At 63.7% G+C, this 15,736-nt stretch carries 13 protein-coding genes and 1 pseudogene; 5 read left to right on the top strand and 9 right to left on the bottom strand.

The window, feature by feature from the left end; all coding sequences use genetic code 11:
* Positions 1 to 62 precede the first annotated feature (62 nt).
* Positions 63 to 980: a UDP-3-O-acyl-N-acetylglucosamine deacetylase gene (gene lpxC / locus FA94_RS08245; RefSeq protein WP_035548829.1), complete on the top strand. Its 918-nt coding sequence runs from the start codon at positions 63 to 65 to the stop codon at positions 978 to 980.
* 69 nt (positions 981 to 1,049) lie between these two features.
* Here the strand turns inward: lpxC and FA94_RS08240 are convergent, their stop codons facing one another.
* A complete protein-coding gene (locus FA94_RS08240) occupies positions 1,050 to 1,535 on the bottom strand; it encodes a DciA family protein (protein ID WP_035548825.1) in 486 nt (161 codons plus the stop codon).
* Positions 1,536 to 1,827: 292 nt separating this feature from the next.
* On the opposite strand from FA94_RS08240, the pseudogene secA reads away from it, so the two are divergent.
* The 4 genes and pseudogenes from secA to FA94_RS08220 all read left to right on the top strand — a co-directional run bounded on the left by secA (position 1,828) and on the right by FA94_RS08220 (position 7,466).
* Positions 1,828 to 4,637, top strand: a pseudogene (gene secA / locus FA94_RS08235) (preprotein translocase subunit SecA).
* A gap of 240 nt (positions 4,638 to 4,877) precedes the next feature.
* Complete coding sequence (gene argJ / locus FA94_RS08230; protein WP_035548822.1) at positions 4,878 to 6,119, top strand: bifunctional glutamate N-acetyltransferase/amino-acid acetyltransferase ArgJ; 1,242 nt, start codon at positions 4,878 to 4,880, stop codon at positions 6,117 to 6,119.
* A gap of 52 nt (positions 6,120 to 6,171) precedes the next feature.
* Positions 6,172 to 7,041, top strand: a complete 870-nt coding sequence (locus FA94_RS08225) for an ATP-binding protein (protein ID WP_035548820.1) — start codon at positions 6,172 to 6,174, stop codon at positions 7,039 to 7,041.
* Positions 7,038 to 7,466: an NUDIX domain-containing protein gene (locus FA94_RS08220; protein WP_035548817.1), complete on the top strand. Its 429-nt coding sequence runs from the start codon at positions 7,038 to 7,040 to the stop codon at positions 7,464 to 7,466. Before FA94_RS08225 ends, FA94_RS08220 begins: the two co-directional genes overlap by 4 nt.
* 109 nt (positions 7,467 to 7,575) lie before the next feature.
* On the opposite strand, the gene FA94_RS37880 is transcribed toward FA94_RS08220, so the two are convergent.
* The 8 genes from FA94_RS37880 to FA94_RS08185 form a co-directional block, all read right to left on the bottom strand.
* A complete protein-coding gene (locus FA94_RS37880) occupies positions 7,576 to 7,773 on the bottom strand; it encodes a DNA gyrase inhibitor YacG (RefSeq protein ID WP_081935777.1) in 198 nt (65 codons plus the stop codon).
* A 113-nt stretch (positions 7,774 to 7,886) separates the two neighbouring features.
* Positions 7,887 to 8,642, bottom strand: coding sequence for a cell division protein ZapD (zapD, locus tag FA94_RS08215; RefSeq protein ID WP_035548814.1), 756 nt, complete (start codon positions 8,640 to 8,642; stop codon positions 7,887 to 7,889).
* A 278-nt stretch (positions 8,643 to 8,920) separates the two neighbouring features.
* Positions 8,921 to 9,553, bottom strand: coding sequence for a dephospho-CoA kinase (gene coaE / locus FA94_RS08210; RefSeq protein ID WP_035548811.1), 633 nt, complete (start codon positions 9,551 to 9,553; stop codon positions 8,921 to 8,923).
* A 3-nt stretch (positions 9,554 to 9,556) separates the two neighbouring features.
* On the bottom strand, positions 9,557 to 10,498 hold the full coding sequence (locus FA94_RS08205; RefSeq protein WP_035548809.1) for a prepilin peptidase: 942 nt from the start codon (positions 10,496 to 10,498) through the stop codon (positions 9,557 to 9,559).
* A 27-nt stretch (positions 10,499 to 10,525) separates the two neighbouring features.
* Positions 10,526 to 11,758 carry a type II secretion system F family protein gene (locus FA94_RS08200; protein WP_035548806.1) on the bottom strand — a complete coding sequence of 411 codons (1,233 nt, stop codon included), beginning with the start codon at positions 11,756 to 11,758 and terminating at the stop codon, positions 10,526 to 10,528.
* The gene (locus FA94_RS08195; RefSeq protein ID WP_035548803.1) at positions 11,755 to 13,047 is read right to left on the bottom strand and encodes a GspE/PulE family protein; all 1,293 of its coding nucleotides are present in this window, start codon (positions 13,045 to 13,047) and stop codon (positions 11,755 to 11,757) included. Before FA94_RS08195 ends, FA94_RS08200 begins: the two co-directional genes overlap by 4 nt.
* A 128-nt stretch (positions 13,048 to 13,175) precedes the next feature.
* Entirely contained in the window at positions 13,176 to 14,480 is a 1,305-nt protein-coding gene (locus tag FA94_RS08190; RefSeq protein ID WP_081935775.1) for an HlyC/CorC family transporter, read from the bottom strand.
* Positions 14,481 to 14,642: 162 nt separating this feature from the next.
* Positions 14,643 to 15,734, bottom strand: coding sequence for an FHA domain-containing protein (locus tag FA94_RS08185; protein ID WP_081935773.1), 1,092 nt, complete (start codon positions 15,732 to 15,734; stop codon positions 14,643 to 14,645).
* Between the last annotated feature and the right edge of the window lie 2 nt (positions 15,735 to 15,736).

The following is a 15,736-nucleotide window of genomic DNA, read 5'->3' as shown; positions in this document are numbered from 1 at the left end:
TATAATTCGTGCTATGGAACAAAAAGCCCCGATTGGGATTTTCAATCGAATAGAAGATCACCATGCTGAAGCAGCGCACTATTAAACAGATCGTTAAGACCGTCGGCATCGGCGTGCATTCCGGCCGTAAGGTCGAATTGACGCTTCGCCCGGCGGCGGCAGACACCGGCATTGTGTTTTCACGCGTGGATTTGCCCACGCCGGTGGACATTCCCGCGTCGGCTTTGTCGATCGGCGATACGCGTCTGGCTTCGGTATTGCAGAAAGACGGCGCGCGCGTTTCGACGATCGAACATTTGATGTCCGCCTGCGCCGGTCTTGGCATCGACAATCTTTACGTCGACGTCACCGCTGAAGAAATCCCGATCATGGACGGCAGCGCCGGTTCATTCGTGTTTCTGATTCAGTCGGCGGGGATTGAAGAGCAGAACGCGGCGAAGAAATTCATCAAGGTCACCAAGCCGGTCGAAATTCGTGACGGCGATAAATTCGCGCGTCTCGATCCGTACTTTGGTTTCAAGCTCAAATTCACGATTGACTTCCGTCATCCGGCGGTGGATAAAACCGGCCAGTCGCTGGAAGTGGATTTCGCCAATACGTCGTATGTGCGCGAAATCGCCCGTGCGCGTACGTTCGGCTTTGCGCATGAAGTGGAAATGATGCGTGAACTCGGTCTGGCGCGCGGCGGCAGCATGGACAACGCGATCGTGCTCGACGAATACCGCATTCTGAACAACGACGGTCTGCGCTACGACGACGAGTTCGTAAAGCACAAGATGCTCGACGCGATCGGCGATCTGTATGTGATCGGCCATCCGTTGTTGGCTTCGTACGACGCGTACAAGTCGGGCCACGGCCTGAACAACGCGTTGCTGCGCGAGTTGCTCGCGCATGAAGACGCGTACGAAATCGTCACCTTCGACGACACGCAGAAGGCGCCGCGCGGCTTCGCGTATGAAACGCAGACGGCGTTTGCATAACGCATTCCTTCGGGCCTTCGAGCCCGCGGCAGCAACGAAAAAGCGGCCCAGTGGGCCGCTTTTTTCATTTCAGCGATTTCTCCGATGCCGCGCTGCCATTTTCGCCAGTGCTTCCTGCAACGGCGACGGCGCCAGCGATTCGCTCAACGCGTGCAACGCGTCGGCGCCGACCGGCGTCATGCGCGCCTGCTTGGCCGGCGGCGGCTCCTTGGCCGGCTGCGGCCGCACGCGAATCCGCAACGCGTTGACGTGCCAGCCGCGCTGCTGCAAATCCGACAACAGCCGCGGTTCGAGATGCCGCAACCGCGCCGCGAGCGCGTTGTGCCCGGCGAACAGCGCCAGCACGCCGTCTTTGATAAAGCCCGGTTCCACGCTGGTGGCCAGATAGTCTGGCAGCAACGCGCGCAAATCCTTCTCCAGCGCCGCGATCTGCTCAACGCCCGCGCGCAGGGCCGCGAACGCATCGGTGCGATTCAGCACCTCGGCGACGGGCTGCGGACGGCGCGCCTTGAACTGCTGCGGCGGCGGCCTTGAAAAGGACGGAAAACGGCTCATGTTCGACAGTAACGGTGTGTTCGCGCCCCATGCGCGTTCACGCCGCGATTGTACCGCGCGGGATGCACGCGAGCCCGCCTCAGTGCGTACGGTCGGAGGTCGGCGCGGCGGGGCTGGAATGCCATGCCGCCGTCTCACCGCTGACACAGGCGCGGCCGGGGGCGCGTGCTAAAATGCCCGATTCGAATTCACTCTTGGACTAAGCCGCCGAGGCCCCTCCGACCCCGGAGCGCACGTGCACGAATCACGCACGGCGCGAACCAGCCGAAGCCGCGACGCAGACACCGATCCGATGACCACCGGTTTTCTACAGAAGATTTTTGGCAGCCGCAACCAGCGTCTAGTCAAGCAATATCAAAAGACCGTCACGGCGATCAATGCGCTCGAACCGCAGATCGAGCAATTGACGGACGATCAACTGCGCGCCAAAACGGGTGAATTCCGCCAGCGCGTCGCGAGCGGCGAGGCGCTCGACAAGCTCCTGCCGGAAGCATTCGCGGTTTGCCGCGAGGCCAGCAAGCGGGTGCTGAAAATGCGCCACTTCGACGTCCAGTTGATCGGCGGCATGGTCTTGCACTACGGCAAGATCGGCGAAATGCGCACCGGTGAGGGCAAGACCCTCGTCGCTACGCTGCCGGTTTACCTGAATGCGTTGTCGGGCCGCGGCGTCCACGTTGTCACGGTGAACGACTACCTGGCCCAGCGCGACGCCGAATGGATGGCGCGCCTGTACAACTTTCTCGGTCTGTCGGTCGGCATCAACCTGTCGCAGATGGATCACGACGCGAAGCAGGAAGCCTACGCGGCTGACATCACGTACGGCACCAACAACGAATTCGGCTTCGACTACCTGCGCGACAACATGGTCTACGAGACCGACGCGCGCGTGCAGCGAGCCCTGAATTTCGCGGTGGTCGACGAGGTCGACTCGATCCTGATCGACGAAGCCCGCACCCCGCTGATCATCTCCGGCCAGGCCGAAGATCACACCGAACTGTACGTGCGCATGAACGCGCTGCCGCCGCTGCTCGAGCGCCAGATCGGCGAAGAGAAAGCCGACGGCACCGGCGTCGAAAAGCCGGGTGACTACACGCTGGACGAGAAAGGCCGTCAGGTGTTCCTGACGGAATCGGGCCATGAAAAGGCCGAGCGTCTGCTCGCCGAGTGGGCCTGATCGGCGAGGGCGAAAGCCTGTACGCGCCGCAAAACATCACGCTGATGCACCACGTGTACGCCGCGCTGCGCGCACACACGCTGTTCTTCAAGGATCAGCACTACGTGGTGCAGAACAACGAAGTGGTGATCGTCGACGAATTCACCGGCCGTCTGATGTCGGGCCGCCGCTGGTCCGACGGTCTGCATCAGGCTGTCGAGGCGAAGGAACACGTCAAGATCCAGAGCGAGAACCAGACGCTCGCGTCGATCACGTTCCAGAACTACTTCCGTATGTACGCGAAGCTGTCCGGCATGACCGGTACGGCAGACACGGAAGCGTACGAGTTCAACGAGATTTACGGTCTCGAAACGGTCGTGATCCCGACCAATCGACCGCCCAAGCGGATCGACAAGCAGGATCAGATCTACAAGACCGCCAAGGAACGCTACGACGCGGTGATCCGCGACATTCGCGATTGCTACGAGCGCGGTCAGCCGGTGCTGGTCGGCACCACGTCGATCGAAAACTCCGAGTTGCTGTCGCATCTGCTGAAGCAGGCCGGCTTGCCGCACGAAGTGCTGAACGCCAAGCAGCACGCGCGTGAAGCCGAGATCGTCGCTGAAGCGGGCCGTCCGAAGCGCGTCACGATCGCCACGAACATGGCCGGTCGCGGTACCGACATCGTGCTCGGCGGCAACGCTGAAAAGCAGGCGTCGTTCCTCGAACTGGACGAAACGCTTGCCGACGCGGAGAAGCAAAGCCGCATCCAGAAGCTGCACGACGAATGGCAAGCGCTGCACGATCAGGTGAAGGCCGCGGGCGGTCTGCACATCATCGGCACCGAGCGTCACGAATCGCGCCGGATCGACAATCAGCTGCGTGGCCGTGCCGGCCGTCAGGGCGACCCGGGTTCGTCGCGCTTCTATCTGTCGCTGGAAGATCCGCTGCTGCGCATTTTCGCCGGCGATCGCGTACGCGCGATCATGGACCGTCTGAAAATGCCGGAAGGCGAAGCGATCGAAGCCGGCATCGTGTCGCGTTCGATCGAATCGGCGCAGCGCAAAGTGGAAGCGCGCAACTTCGACGTTCGCAAGCAATTGCTCGAATACGACGATGTGTCGAACGATCAGCGCAAGGTGATCTATCAACAGCGCAATGAATTGCTCGAAGCGAACGACATCACCGAAACCATCGGCGCGATGCGTCAGGGCGTGATCGGCGATATCGTCCATCAGTTCGTGCCGGCCGGCAGCATCGAAGAGCAGTGGGACGTGCCCGAGCTGGAGGAAGTGCTGCGCAACGAATGGCAGCTCGACCTCGCGATCCAGGAAATGATCAACGAGTCGAACACGATCAGCGCGGACGAAATCCTCGAAGCGGTCGAAGCCGCCGCAGACGAAGCGTACGAAGCGAAGGTCGCACTGGTCGGCCGCGAGTCGTTCAGCGCGTTCGAGCGCTCGATCATGCTGCAAACGCTGGACCGTAGCTGGCGCGAACATCTGGCCGCGCTCGACCACCTGCGTCAGGGCATCCATCTGCGCGGCTATGCGCAGAAGAACCCCAAGCAGGAATACAAGCGCGAAGCGTTCGAACTGTTCGCCGCCATGCTCGACGCCGTGAAGCTCGAAGTCACCCGCGTGGTGATGAACGTGCAGATCCAGTCGCCGGAACAGTTGGAACAGGCCGCTGAGCAGATGGAAGAGCAGGGTGGCCATCTGGAAAACGTCGAGTTTCGTCATGCCGAATTCGCCGAAGCGGCGTCGGCCGCGCCGGTTGCCGCCGAAGCCGCCACCGCCGCGATGATCGGCGACGCGATGAGCCACGGCTCGTCGTCGCCGGCAGCGCCGAACGTGAACCCGGACGAGGTGCCGAAGGTCGGCCGCAACGATCCGTGCCCCTGCGGTAGCGGCAAGAAGTACAAGCAGTGCCACGGCAAGATTGCCTGATGCCGAAAGCGGCGCGCTTCTGAGCGCGCCGCGTCGTTTTATGCGGGCGCTTTGTCGCTCCGTTTGGTGGTTGCGCTTCATCCAGCGCATTGTTGTAGCGAGCTTCAGAAGCGCGTTCGCTAGCGCTTTTCAGTAGCGCGTTTTAGTCGATTCCGCGGTGGTTCGGCCCTCTGCCCGAGCCATCAGTTTGCTATCCCCGATGCCGGCGCCTGCCGGCATTTTCTTCGACAGGTCGCGACCATGGCTGTCAATTTCCCCTCGATCGATCCCGCTCAACTCCATCCCATCGCCGGCGTCACGCTGGGCTGGGCGGAGGCGAATATCCGCAAGCCGAACCGCAAGGACGTGCTCGTCATTTCCGTGGGCGAAGGTGCCACGGTCGGCGGCGTGTTCACGCAGAACCGCTTTTGCGCGGCCCCTGTCACGGTGTGCCGTGAGAATCTGGAGCGTGTGCGCGCCGGCGGCAAGCCGATCCGCGCGCTGGTGATCAACACCGGCAACGCCAACGCGGGCACCGGCGAGCCGGGTATGGTGGCGGCGCGCGAAACCTGCGCGGAACTCGCGCGTCTGGCGGACATTTCGCCGGAGCAGGTGCTGCCGTTTTCGACGGGCGTGATTCTGGAACCGCTGCCGGTCGATCGTCTGAAGGCCGGCCTGCCGGCGGCGCTCGCGAACCGCAAGGAAGCGCACTGGTTCGACGCCGCGCAGGCGATCATGACTACGGACACGCTGCCCAAGGCCACTTCGCGCCAAGTCACGATCGACGGCCACACGGTCACGCTCACCGGCATCAGCAAGGGTGCCGGCATGATCAAGCCGAACATGGCGACCATGCTCGGTTTCCTCGCGTTCGACGCCGCCGTCGCCCAACCCGTGCTCGACGCGCTGGTCAGGCACGTGGCGGACCGCTCGTTCAACTGCATCACGATCGACGGCGATACGTCGACCAACGATTCGTTCATCCTGATCGCGTCGGGCCAATCGAGCCTGCCGGCGATCACCTCCACCGACTCGCCCGCTTACGCAGCGCTGCGCGACGCGGTGACCGAGGTCGCCCAGACCCTCGCGCAACTGATCGTGCGCGACGGCGAAGGCGCGACCAAATTCATGACCGTGCAGGTTGAAGGCGGCTCGAGCGTCGGCGAATGCCGCCAGATCGCGTATGCGATCGGCCACTCGCCGCTCGTGAAGACGGCCTTCTACGCATCGGACCCGAACCTCGGCCGCATTCTGGCCGCCATCGGTTATGCCGGCGTGGATGATCTCGACGTCGGCAAGATCGATCTGTATCTGGACGACGTGCTCGTCGCGACTGCCGGTGGCCGCAATCCGGCCTACCGTGAAGAAGACGGCCAGCGCGTCATGAAAAAGAGCGAGATCGGCATTCGTGTCGTACTCGGCCGCGGCAATGCGCAAGCCACGATCTGGACTTGCGATCTGTCGCACGACTACGTGAGCATCAATGCCGACTATCGTTCGTAACCAGGTTCAATCAAGTTAATGATGCGGCTTCGCGGCCGCTAACTTCACAGCCATGGACAAACTCGAACAGTTTCTGACCCGCGCCGAAGCCGTACTCGGCCGCCTGGAAGCGATGCTTCCGCCCGCTGCACCCGACATCGACTGGTCGGCCGCGGTGGCGTTCCGCTGGCGCAAGCGCCAGGGGCGCGGTTACCTGCAGCCCGTGCCGGCCATTTCGGCGATCACGCTCGACGACCTGCAAAACATCGAACGCCAAAAAGGTTTGATCGAGCAGAACACGCGTCAATTCGTGCATAAGCAGCCGGCCAACAACGTGCTGCTGACCGGCGCGCGCGGCACCGGCAAGTCGTCGCTGATCAAGGCCTGCCTGAACGCCTATGCGAAAGACGGCCTGCGTCTGATCGAAGTGGACAAAGACGACCTGCACGATCTCGGCGATATCGTCGACCTGATCGCGCTGCGGCCGGAGCGCTTCGTGGTGTTTTGCGACGACCTGTCGTTCGAAGACGGCGAGTCGGGCTACAAGGCGCTGAAGGTCGCGCTCGACGGCTCGATCGCCGCGCAGTCGGACAACGTGCTGATTTACGCGACGTCGAACCGCCGCCATCTGTTGCCCGAATACATGAGCGACAACGAGACGTACAAGCACACGTCCGACGGCGAGATTCACCCTGGCGAACTGGTCGAAGAAAAGATCTCGCTGTCCGAGCGTTTCGGGCTGTGGGTCAGCTTCTATCCGTTCAAACAGGACGACTACCTGTCGATCATCGGCCACTGGCTGCGGCACTTCGGTTGCGACGACGCCGAAGTCGAGGCGGCGCGCGGCGATGCGTTGGTGTGGGCGCTCGAACGCGGCTCGCGCTCGGGGCGGGTGGCGTGGCAGTTCGCGCGCGACTGGTCCGGCCGGAAGAACCCGGCATGAGCGACGCTGGCACGAACGCCGCCGGCCGCAAGGTGACGGAAGTTGCCGTTGGCGTGCTGATTCAGCCGGATGGGCGCTATCTGCTGGCGCAGCGCCCGGTCGGCAAACCGTACGAAGGCTACTGGGAGTTTCCGGGCGGCAAGCTGGAAGCGGGCGAATCGGTCGAGGCCGCGCTCGCGCGCGAGTTGCATGAGGAACTGGGGATCGACGTGAAGGCGTGCCACCTGTGGCATACGCTGGAACACGACTACCCGCATGCTTACGTGCGGCTGTTTTTCTGCAAGGTGACGCAGTGGGCCGGCGAGCCGCACGGCCGCGAAGGTCAGGCTTTTGTCTGGCAAACGCTGCCGGCGGACGTCGCGCCGTTGTTGCCGGCGACCATTCCGGTGCTGGAATGGCTCGCGGCGGAGAAGAGCTCCAGCTAGTCAGCAGGGAAAACGCTCGCGAAAGCCGGCGCTCGTAAAAAAACGCCACGACCTGAAAGTCGTGGCGTTTTTTTGTGCGCTGGCGGTGGCCGGCTCTTGCCGGCCGGGCTCAATGTGAGCTGGCGTCCCCGCCGGGCGATTCATCTGATACAGCATCCTGGTCGGTGCCGCCGATCTTGTACTTCTCAGCGGCCCAGGCGCCGAGATCGACCTGCTTGCAACGGTCCGAGCAGAACGGGCGGAAGCGGTTTTCAGAGGTCCAGAGGACGTCCTTTCCGCAAGTGGGGCATTTGACGAAAGTTGGCATACGGTCAGACGGTCAATCGTAAACGGAACAAGTAACGAATATAGGGGCTTTTCTCGCCGCTTTAAAGGCGTGCCCCCGCGGGTCGAACGGACGTTCGACTTACCCGGCGAACATTACAGGCTGCAGAGCGTGAGCTGGAACGGTACGTCAATATCCACTGCGCGCGGACGCAGATCGCCGTCCTGCACCGTGAAACGCACCCAGAGCATGTACTTGTTCGCACTGGCCTCCGGGATCACACGCAACTCGGGTACCACGCGCACCTGCATCAATTGATACGAACGACCCGACAGCATCTGCTGATAGCTGCCTTGCATGGCCATGACCTTCGATGCCTGACCGGATTCGCGCGCGAGTCGCAGCACGATGGTAGCTGCGTCACGCAGCGGCAGCAGCGGCGTGACCCATTTGGCGATGTCCTGGCGACGCTGATCCGGATGAATTTGTTGCCACGCGTAGTAAGACGGCAGGTCGAATTTGCAGGTGCCGCCCGGAATGATCGCGCGACTGCGGATGCTGGCGAGCCACTCGTTGTCGGCCAGATGCTGGCCGGTTTTGCCCTGCATCTGCGAGAGGCCCGAGAGGGTCTGTTCGATTTCGCCGAGTACCGCTTCCAGCGCGTTCTGCTCGATGCCAGGATTGCCGCGGAACGGCGCGAGCGTTTGACGCTGGCGTTCGAGTTCCTTCATCAGATCAGACTTCAGATCCGCGCGACCGGCGACCTCGGAGATTTCGAACAACGTTGTCAACGCGACGTGATGTTCCCTGGCGTCTTCCTGAGTCAGAAAGAACGTGAAGCGCTCGAACAGATCTTCGAGGCGCAATAGCGTCCGGATTCGCTCGTTGAAGGGATACTCGTAAAGGATCAAGCGGGCTCGCCTCGGGCGTGGTCGGTGACGGGAATGCAGAACATTCTAATGCCGTGAGACTACCCTAGCAATCTCGCACTTTTCCTGACAGCTTGCGCAATTTTTTTGACGTGTTCTGGGCAGTTTTCTGCGTCGTTCGGCTCGCGCGATGCCGCAAAGTTCAATGGGCTTTGCGGCGGGCGTCATGCCGGGGTCATGAGGTTTTCATCTGCTGGGCCAATGCGCACACAGGATTGGCGCTCGTTGGCATAGCTGAGCGTAGCCGCTCGGTGCCTGCGTTACGAGTCCGTGTCATCGGCTTTAGCCGGCTGCGCGGCGGCGAGCGACAGATACACGCGATGCTGCGCGTCGACCTCCGTTCGCAGACTGTCGAGCGATGCGCCGTCGTTACCGATCACGTCGTCGGCTGCGGCGAGGCGTGCTTCGCGCGTGGCCTGGCGGGCGATGATCGCCAGCACCTGATCGCGGCTGAAGCCGTTGCGGGTCATCACGCGCGAGATTTGCGTCTCGACGCTGCAATCCACGCTCAGCACGCGGTTCACGCGGGTCTTCCAACTGCCTGACTCGACCAGCAGCGGCACGACGACGATCACATAAGGCCCGCGCGCCTCGCGCTGCCCGCGTTCGGTCTCCGCGCGAATCAACGGATGGGTGATGCCTTCGAGCCGCTTGCGCGCGCCGTCGTCGCTGAATACCAGCGTGCGCATGCGGGCGCGGTCGAGCGAGCCGTCCGCCGCGACGAACTCCGCGCCGAACTCAGCCGCGATTTGCGGCATCGCGATGCCGTGCGGCGCGGTGATGCGATGCGCGATCAGATCGGTATCGACGAGCGGCACGCCGTGCGCGGCGAACAGGTCCGCCACGGTCGATTTGCCACTGCCGATACCGCCAGTCAGTCCCACGACGAACATGTTTCAGCCCCCCAGCGCGAGATAGAGCGGCGTGCCCACAAACAGCGTAACAGCGCCGCCCGCCGCGAGAAACGGCCCGAACGGCAACGGTTCCTGGAAGCGCATGCGGCCGAGCCACGTGGCGGCGAGGCCGACCACCGCACCGCTGACCGCGGCGATCAACACGATCTGCGGTAGAGCCGCCCAGCCGAACCAGGCGCCGAGCGCGGCCAGCAGTTTGAAATCGCCATAGCCCATGCCTTCGACACCGCGCACCAGCTTGAACAGCCAGTGCACGGCCCACAGCGCCAGATAGCCGAAGATCGCGCCCAGCACCGCATCGTGAAGACTGGCGAACATGCCGTTGAAATTGACGATCAGGCCGGCCCACAAAAGCGGCAGCGTCATCGAATCCGGCAGCAGGTGCGTGTCGATGTCGATCGCGCTCATGGCCAGCAACGCTGCGCACAGACCGAACGCCGCGAGCGTCGTGGCGGTCGGGCCGTACAGCGCAAGCGTGCCGGCCGCGCAGGCGGCGCTGGCGATTTCGATCAGTGGATAGCGCGGACTAACGCGCGCTTTGCAGGCCGAGCAGCGTCCGCGTAACAGCAGATAGCTCAGCACCGGCAGGTTCTCCCACGCGCTGAGCACATGGCCGCAGTGCGGGCACGCGCTGCGGGGCACCCACAGGTTGTAGCGGGCGGGCAGGGTATCGTCCTCGAGCGGCGTGCCGGTCGCTTCGTGCACTTCCTCTTGCCATGCACGCTCCAGCATGATCGGCACACGATGCACGACCACGTTGAGGAAGCTGCCGATCACGAGGCCGAACACGACCGCGAAAACAAACTGCAAGCCGGTCGGCAAGCTGCCGAACGCGAAGCCCAGATCGGCGGCAAAGTGCCCGGGCAGCAAGCCCGCGAGCAAGCTGGAAGAGGTGTCTGACACGGGTGGAGGAATAGCCTGCATGGCGAGAGAGTGGATTCGGCTGCGATGCTACACCACGTTGCCGAGTTGAATAATGGGAAGATACATGGCGATGACGAGGCCGCCGACCAGCGCCCCCAGCACGACAATGACAAGCGGCTCGCACAGGCTCGCCAGCGTGGCGATCTTTTCGTCAACCTGACGATCGCTGAGCGACGCCACGTCGATCAGCATGGTGTCGAGCGTGCCCGATTCCTCGGCGACTGCGACCGGCTGCACGATCTCCGGCGCAAAACAGCGTGCCGAGCGCATGGCCGCCGCGAGCCGTTCACCGCGCCGCAGCCGCGCAGCGATATCGACGGTGGCGCGGTCGAAGAAGGCGTTGCCGGTGGCGTGCGTCAAGGAGTCGAAAGCGTCGGCGAGTGGCGTGCCGGCCGACAGCAGTGTGCCGAGCGCACGACTCCAGCGGGCTGCGCACAGGCTGCTCAACAGCGGACCGGCGACCGGTATTCTCAGCGCCACGCGTGCGAAGCGTATGCGCGCCGCTTCGGAACGTCGCATCAGAAACGTCACAGCCCAGCCCAGGGCGAACACCATGAGGACGGCCGGCACGCTCCAACGCGCGGCACCCGCCGAGAGCGCTAGTACGAATTGGGTCGGCGCGGGCAGCTTCGCGCCGAAACCGTCGAAGATCTGTTTGAACGTCGGCACGACCCACACCAGCAGCGCAGTGGTGATTGCCATGGCCAGCAGCAGGATCGCTCCCGGATAGGTCAACGCGGCACGCACCTTGGCGCGCTGCGCGGCGGCACGTTCGCGGTCGTCGGCGAGGCGGGCCAGCACCGCGGCTAACGCGCCGGCTGCTTCGCCCACCTCGACGAGCTGGCAATAGAACGCGCTGAACTGAGCCGGGTGCCGTTGCAGCGCCGCGGAAAACCGCAGTCCGCTCGTAATGTCGCGTGCCAGCGCGCCGACGATACGCGGCATGCCTTGCTGGCGCACGTTACCAGTTTGCGCCAGCAGATCGAGCGCGGGCGCGAGCGGCAACCCGGCGCGCAGCAGACTGGCGAGCTGGCGCGTGAACAGCGTGACGTCGGCGGCGCGGGTTTTGGGGCGGGGCGCCGCTCCATGCGCTCTGAGTTCGATGATGAACAGGTTGTCGCGCTTGTTGAGCAGCGCCCGCGCGGCGCTGGCGTCCGGTGCGATCAGCGCGCCGCGTTTGTGCGTGCCCTGCGCGTTGACGCCGTGCCACCTGAAGCGCAGTTCCGTTGCCGCTGGCCGAACCAGCACGGCGGTATTCACGCGACCTCCGTGGCGGCCAGCGCTTCTGCGAGACTCGTCGTGCCGTCGCGCACACGCGCCAATGCGGCGTCACGCAACGTGAGGACTTGCTCCGCCTGAGCGAGCCGCGCGAGTTCATGCGTGCCTGCGCTTGCCACGATCAGTTCGCGCATCGGCTCGGACACCGGCATCACCTGATGCACGCCGATCCGGCCACGGTAGCCGATGCCGTGGCACTTCGCGCAACCGGCGGCGGCGTAGGGCTGCCAGCCGTCGAGTTGAGCGTCGGCGAAACCCGCGGCTCGTAGCGCGGCGGCCGAGTGTGGGGAAGGCGTTCGGCATGCCACGCACAGTCGGCGCACCAGCCGTTGCGCCGTCACCATCCGAAGAGCTGCCGCCAGGTTGTACGGCTCGACGCCAATGTCGATCAGACGTGCGATTGCCGCGGGGGCGTCGTTCGTATGCAGCGTCGACAGCACGAGGTGACCGGTTTGCGCGGCCTTCACGGCGACGTCGGCGGTTTCGTCGTCGCGGATTTCACCGACCATGATCACGTCCGGGTCCTGCCGCAAAAACGCCCGCAGCGCCACGGCGAAGGTGAGGCCCGCCTTCTCGCGCACGCTGACCTGGTTGATGCCTGCTAGCTGGATTTCGGCCGGATCTTCGACCGAGCAAAGATTGCGCGACGCGTCGTTGAGCAATTGCAGGAAGCAGTACAGCGACAGCGTCTTGCCGCTGCCGGTCGGACCGGTGACCAGCATGAGGCCGTGCGGCGCACGGATCGCGGCGTCGACAGTGGCGCGCTGTTGTGGATCGAGGCCGAGCGAGTCGAGCGACAGATCCGCGGGCAATGCGTCGAGCCGGCGCAGCACCAGCTTTTCGCCGAACAGTGTAGGCAGCGAATTGACGCGATAGTCTTCGGTCCGTCCGGGCGACGTGGCGATCCGCAGCCGGCCATCTTGCGGCACGCGCCGCTCGGCGATGTCCATGCGCGCCAGCACCTTCACGCGGGTGATGAACGCGTCGCGTAGATGCGCGGGCGGCTGCGGCGTCTCATGCAGCACGCCGTCGATGCGCAAGCGTACGCGCCAGCCATGCTCCGACGGTTCGATATGCAGATCCGACGCGTTGCGGCGCGTGGCTTCCTGCAGCGTTTCGGTGAGGAGGCGAACGGCCGGCGCAGTGTCGATATCGCCGAGATTGGCGGCGGGATCGACCGCGAAGTTTGCGGGCCTGGCTTTGGCCGCGGTTTCGCTATTGAACGCTGACTGCCCTGGAGCGGGTGCAGCGGGATGACTGGATGCTTGCATGAGAGACCGGTGACGAGCCGCCTGTAGAACGTGACGGCTGCATCATCGGTCATGGCATCGCCCTAACGCCACTCGGCCATTCGGCTAATGGCGCGCGCGGCGCCGCTGTGCGAAGCTCTGTTTCGGCTTCAGATGCGCGTGGCTTTGGCGGCCTTGGCCGCACCGCGCACCGGCGGCTTGAACAGCTTGACGGTGCGGATCGCCTGATCGTCGCTGCGCATTACTTCGAGCTTGGTGTCGCCGATCTGCACGCAGACGTCGCCGTCCGGAATGTCTTCGAGGATTTCGAGGATCAGGCCGTTGAGCGTTTTGGGGCCGTCGGTGGGCAGCGTCAGTTGGAGCCAGCGGTTCAGTTCGCGCAGCGGCATGCTGCCCGCCACGATGCATTCGCCGCTCTCGTTCCAGCCGCCGCGCGTATTGGCGCTACGCGGAATCGACGTGGTGAATTCGCCGATCAGCTCTTCGATGATGTCTTCCGGCGTGACGAGGCCTTGCAGCTCGCCATACTCGTTGACGACCAGCGCGGTGCGGTGGCGGCTTTCCTGGAAGAACTGCAATTGCTGGAACACGGGCGTACCGCTCGGCACGAAGTACGGCTCGGCGAGCAATTCGCGCAGCGTCTCGCGCTCGAGCTCCTGGTTGTGCAGCGCGGCCAGGGTCTTGCGCACGTGCAGCACACCGAGCACGCGGTCAATGTCGCCTTGATAGACGATCAGCTTGTTGTGATAGCAGGTCTCGAGCTGATGCAGGATCTGTTCGAACGGCGCGTCGAAATCCAGCGCTTCGATACGGCGGCGCGGGATCATCACGTCGTCGACGGAGATGTTCTCGAGGTCGAACAGGTTCAGCAGAATGCTGCGGTGCTTGGTGGGCATGAAGCTGCCCGATTCGAGCACGATGGTGCGCAGTTCTTCGGTGGTCAGGCGTTGATCCCGCCCGCCCTTGGTGTTGATGTGCAGCACCCGCAGGATCGCGTTGGCGAACAGATTGACGAACCAGACGAGCGGCTTCGCGACGCGCATCATCGGCGCGATCAGCAGGCTGGCGGGCAGCGCGATTTTTTCCGGAAAGGTCGCGCCGACGATCTTCGGCGTGATCTCCGCGAACACGATGATCAGGAACGCGACAATGCCGGTCGCGATCGAGAGCACGACGTTGTTGCGGCCGAACGTGTGCAGCGCGATCGAGGTGGTCAGCACCGGAATGATCGTATTGAACAGGTTGTTGCCGATCAGCACCACGCTTAACAACTGGTCGGTACGCGCGAGCAGGCCTTGCGTGGTCTTTGCGCCGAGCACGTTCTGATTGGCCAGGTGCTTCAGGCGATGACGGTTGAGCGCCATCATCGCCGTTTCAGAAATGGAAAAGAAACTGGAGCAGACGAGCAGCAGACAAACTGCGCCGATCTGCGCCCATAGGGGAAGTTGTTCCACGCGTCGTGAAGGAGAGGGACAGGATGGAGAGAATATAGCAGAGGGGGCCGCCGCGGCTCTCCGCGGGATGGCCGGGCGGGATGCCGAGGGGACGGGCGCCGCGAGCTTGGGAGGGATAGTTTTGGTTATGCGGCGCGCCGACCCTGATCGAGTGGGTAGTTGTTAGTTTTGGCCGGTAGGTTGTTTGAGTGTGCGGACCAGTGTTCCTAGCGTGTGCATGAATTCTGGGGTGAAGCCGGCCTCGGCTGCTGCGTCGCAGGGGACGCCGGCACCATCGAGAAAGGCGTGGGCGAGCAGGGCGGCGGATTCGATAGTTTTGCCCACGTCGATCGGTGCCTTGTGTGGTGGGTCGTTCCTTGCATGAGTTTTACCGCCGTAATTCGGCACGGCGACACGCACGACGCAGGCCGATGCGTCGTATAAGCGGCCAAACGCGTCGGCGTAGTCGGTTCGCTGGGTGATAGCGTTATGCCGCGTCGTCTCCTCTATCGGCGTGGCGATCTTTAGCCGCAGATGGCCGTCGAATTCCGCCACATGGTCGCGGATCGTATGACCGGGCGCGTTGTCCGTACGCGATGCGTCGAACGCGCCGGGTGGTGCGGCGGCGAGGTCGGCGAACAGGTCGGGAACGTTCGCTTCGTTCCATCGGGTGTTCGACCATCTCGTAGCCGGTGGTTCGAATAGCGCGAGCGGATCGAGCGGCGTATCGAGCAGATCGTGTAACGAAGTCGAGGTTCCGGGACTGAACGGCCGGTCTTCGGAAAGGCCATACGGTCGTGGTGTTACGTAAAGCGGATTCGCTGCTGCGTTTTCGGCGGAGTCAGCGGCAGGACCGGCGCCAGAGCCAGAGCCAGAGCCAGCGGCGGAACGCGCGTCGGTCAGCGTGGACCCGTCCGTCAGATTCCAGACCGGCAACTCGGGGCACGCCGCCGCCCGCAGCACATAGGCGCCGATATTGACGATATCGCCCGCGTGCAGCTCGATCTGTCCGCGCGGCTCGATCAGCTTGCCATTAACGGCGATCGCCGCATGCTCGCTGGTATTGAGCAACTGCCAGCCGTCGCCGTGCGCGCTGATCGACGCATGGCGACGCGCCACCGCGCTGCCGCCGTCATCGTCGTCGGGCAGCACCAGCGTGTTGTCCGGCGCGCGGCCGATCGAGCCGCCGGCGGCGTCGAAGACCGCGCCCGGGTCGTTCGGTAGCGCCTTGCCGTGGCAGGCGACGATCATCAACTGAAGGCGAAAAGAGGGCATGG

Origin of the sequence: Burkholderia sp. 9120, from assembly GCF_000745015.1 — a bacterium.
GTDB lineage: Bacteria > Pseudomonadota > Gammaproteobacteria > Burkholderiales > Burkholderiaceae > Paraburkholderia.
The sequence above is the reverse complement of the archived record's forward strand: the minus strand, read 5'-3'. Positions and strand labels throughout refer to the sequence as shown.

What these genes read in the sequence shown, in the direction of transcription:
- lpxC (WP_035548829.1), top strand. Translation starts at nt 63, where the DNA reads ATGCTGAAGCAGCGCACTATTAAACAGATCGTTAAGACCGTCGGCATC.
- FA94_RS08240 (WP_035548825.1), bottom strand. Translation starts at nt 1,535, where the DNA reads ATGAGCCGTTTTCCGTCCTTTTCAAGGCCGCCGCCGCAGCAGTTCAAG.
- argJ (WP_035548822.1), top strand. Translation starts at nt 4,878, where the DNA reads ATGGCTGTCAATTTCCCCTCGATCGATCCCGCTCAACTCCATCCCATC.
- FA94_RS08225 (WP_035548820.1), top strand. Translation starts at nt 6,172, where the DNA reads ATGGACAAACTCGAACAGTTTCTGACCCGCGCCGAAGCCGTACTCGGC.
- FA94_RS08220 (WP_035548817.1), top strand. Translation starts at nt 7,038, where the DNA reads ATGAGCGACGCTGGCACGAACGCCGCCGGCCGCAAGGTGACGGAAGTT.
- FA94_RS37880 (WP_081935777.1), bottom strand. Translation starts at nt 7,773, where the DNA reads ATGCCAACTTTCGTCAAATGCCCCACTTGCGGAAAGGACGTCCTCTGG.
- coaE (WP_035548811.1), bottom strand. Translation starts at nt 9,553, where the DNA reads ATGTTCGTCGTGGGACTGACTGGCGGTATCGGCAGTGGCAAATCGACC.
- FA94_RS08205 (WP_035548809.1), bottom strand. Translation starts at nt 10,498, where the DNA reads ATGCAGGCTATTCCTCCACCCGTGTCAGACACCTCTTCCAGCTTGCTC.
- FA94_RS08195 (WP_035548803.1), bottom strand. Translation starts at nt 13,047, where the DNA reads ATGCAAGCATCCAGTCATCCCGCTGCACCCGCTCCAGGGCAGTCAGCG.
- FA94_RS08185 (WP_081935773.1), bottom strand. Translation starts at nt 15,734, where the DNA reads ATGCCCTCTTTTCGCCTTCAGTTGATGATCGTCGCCTGCCACGGCAAG.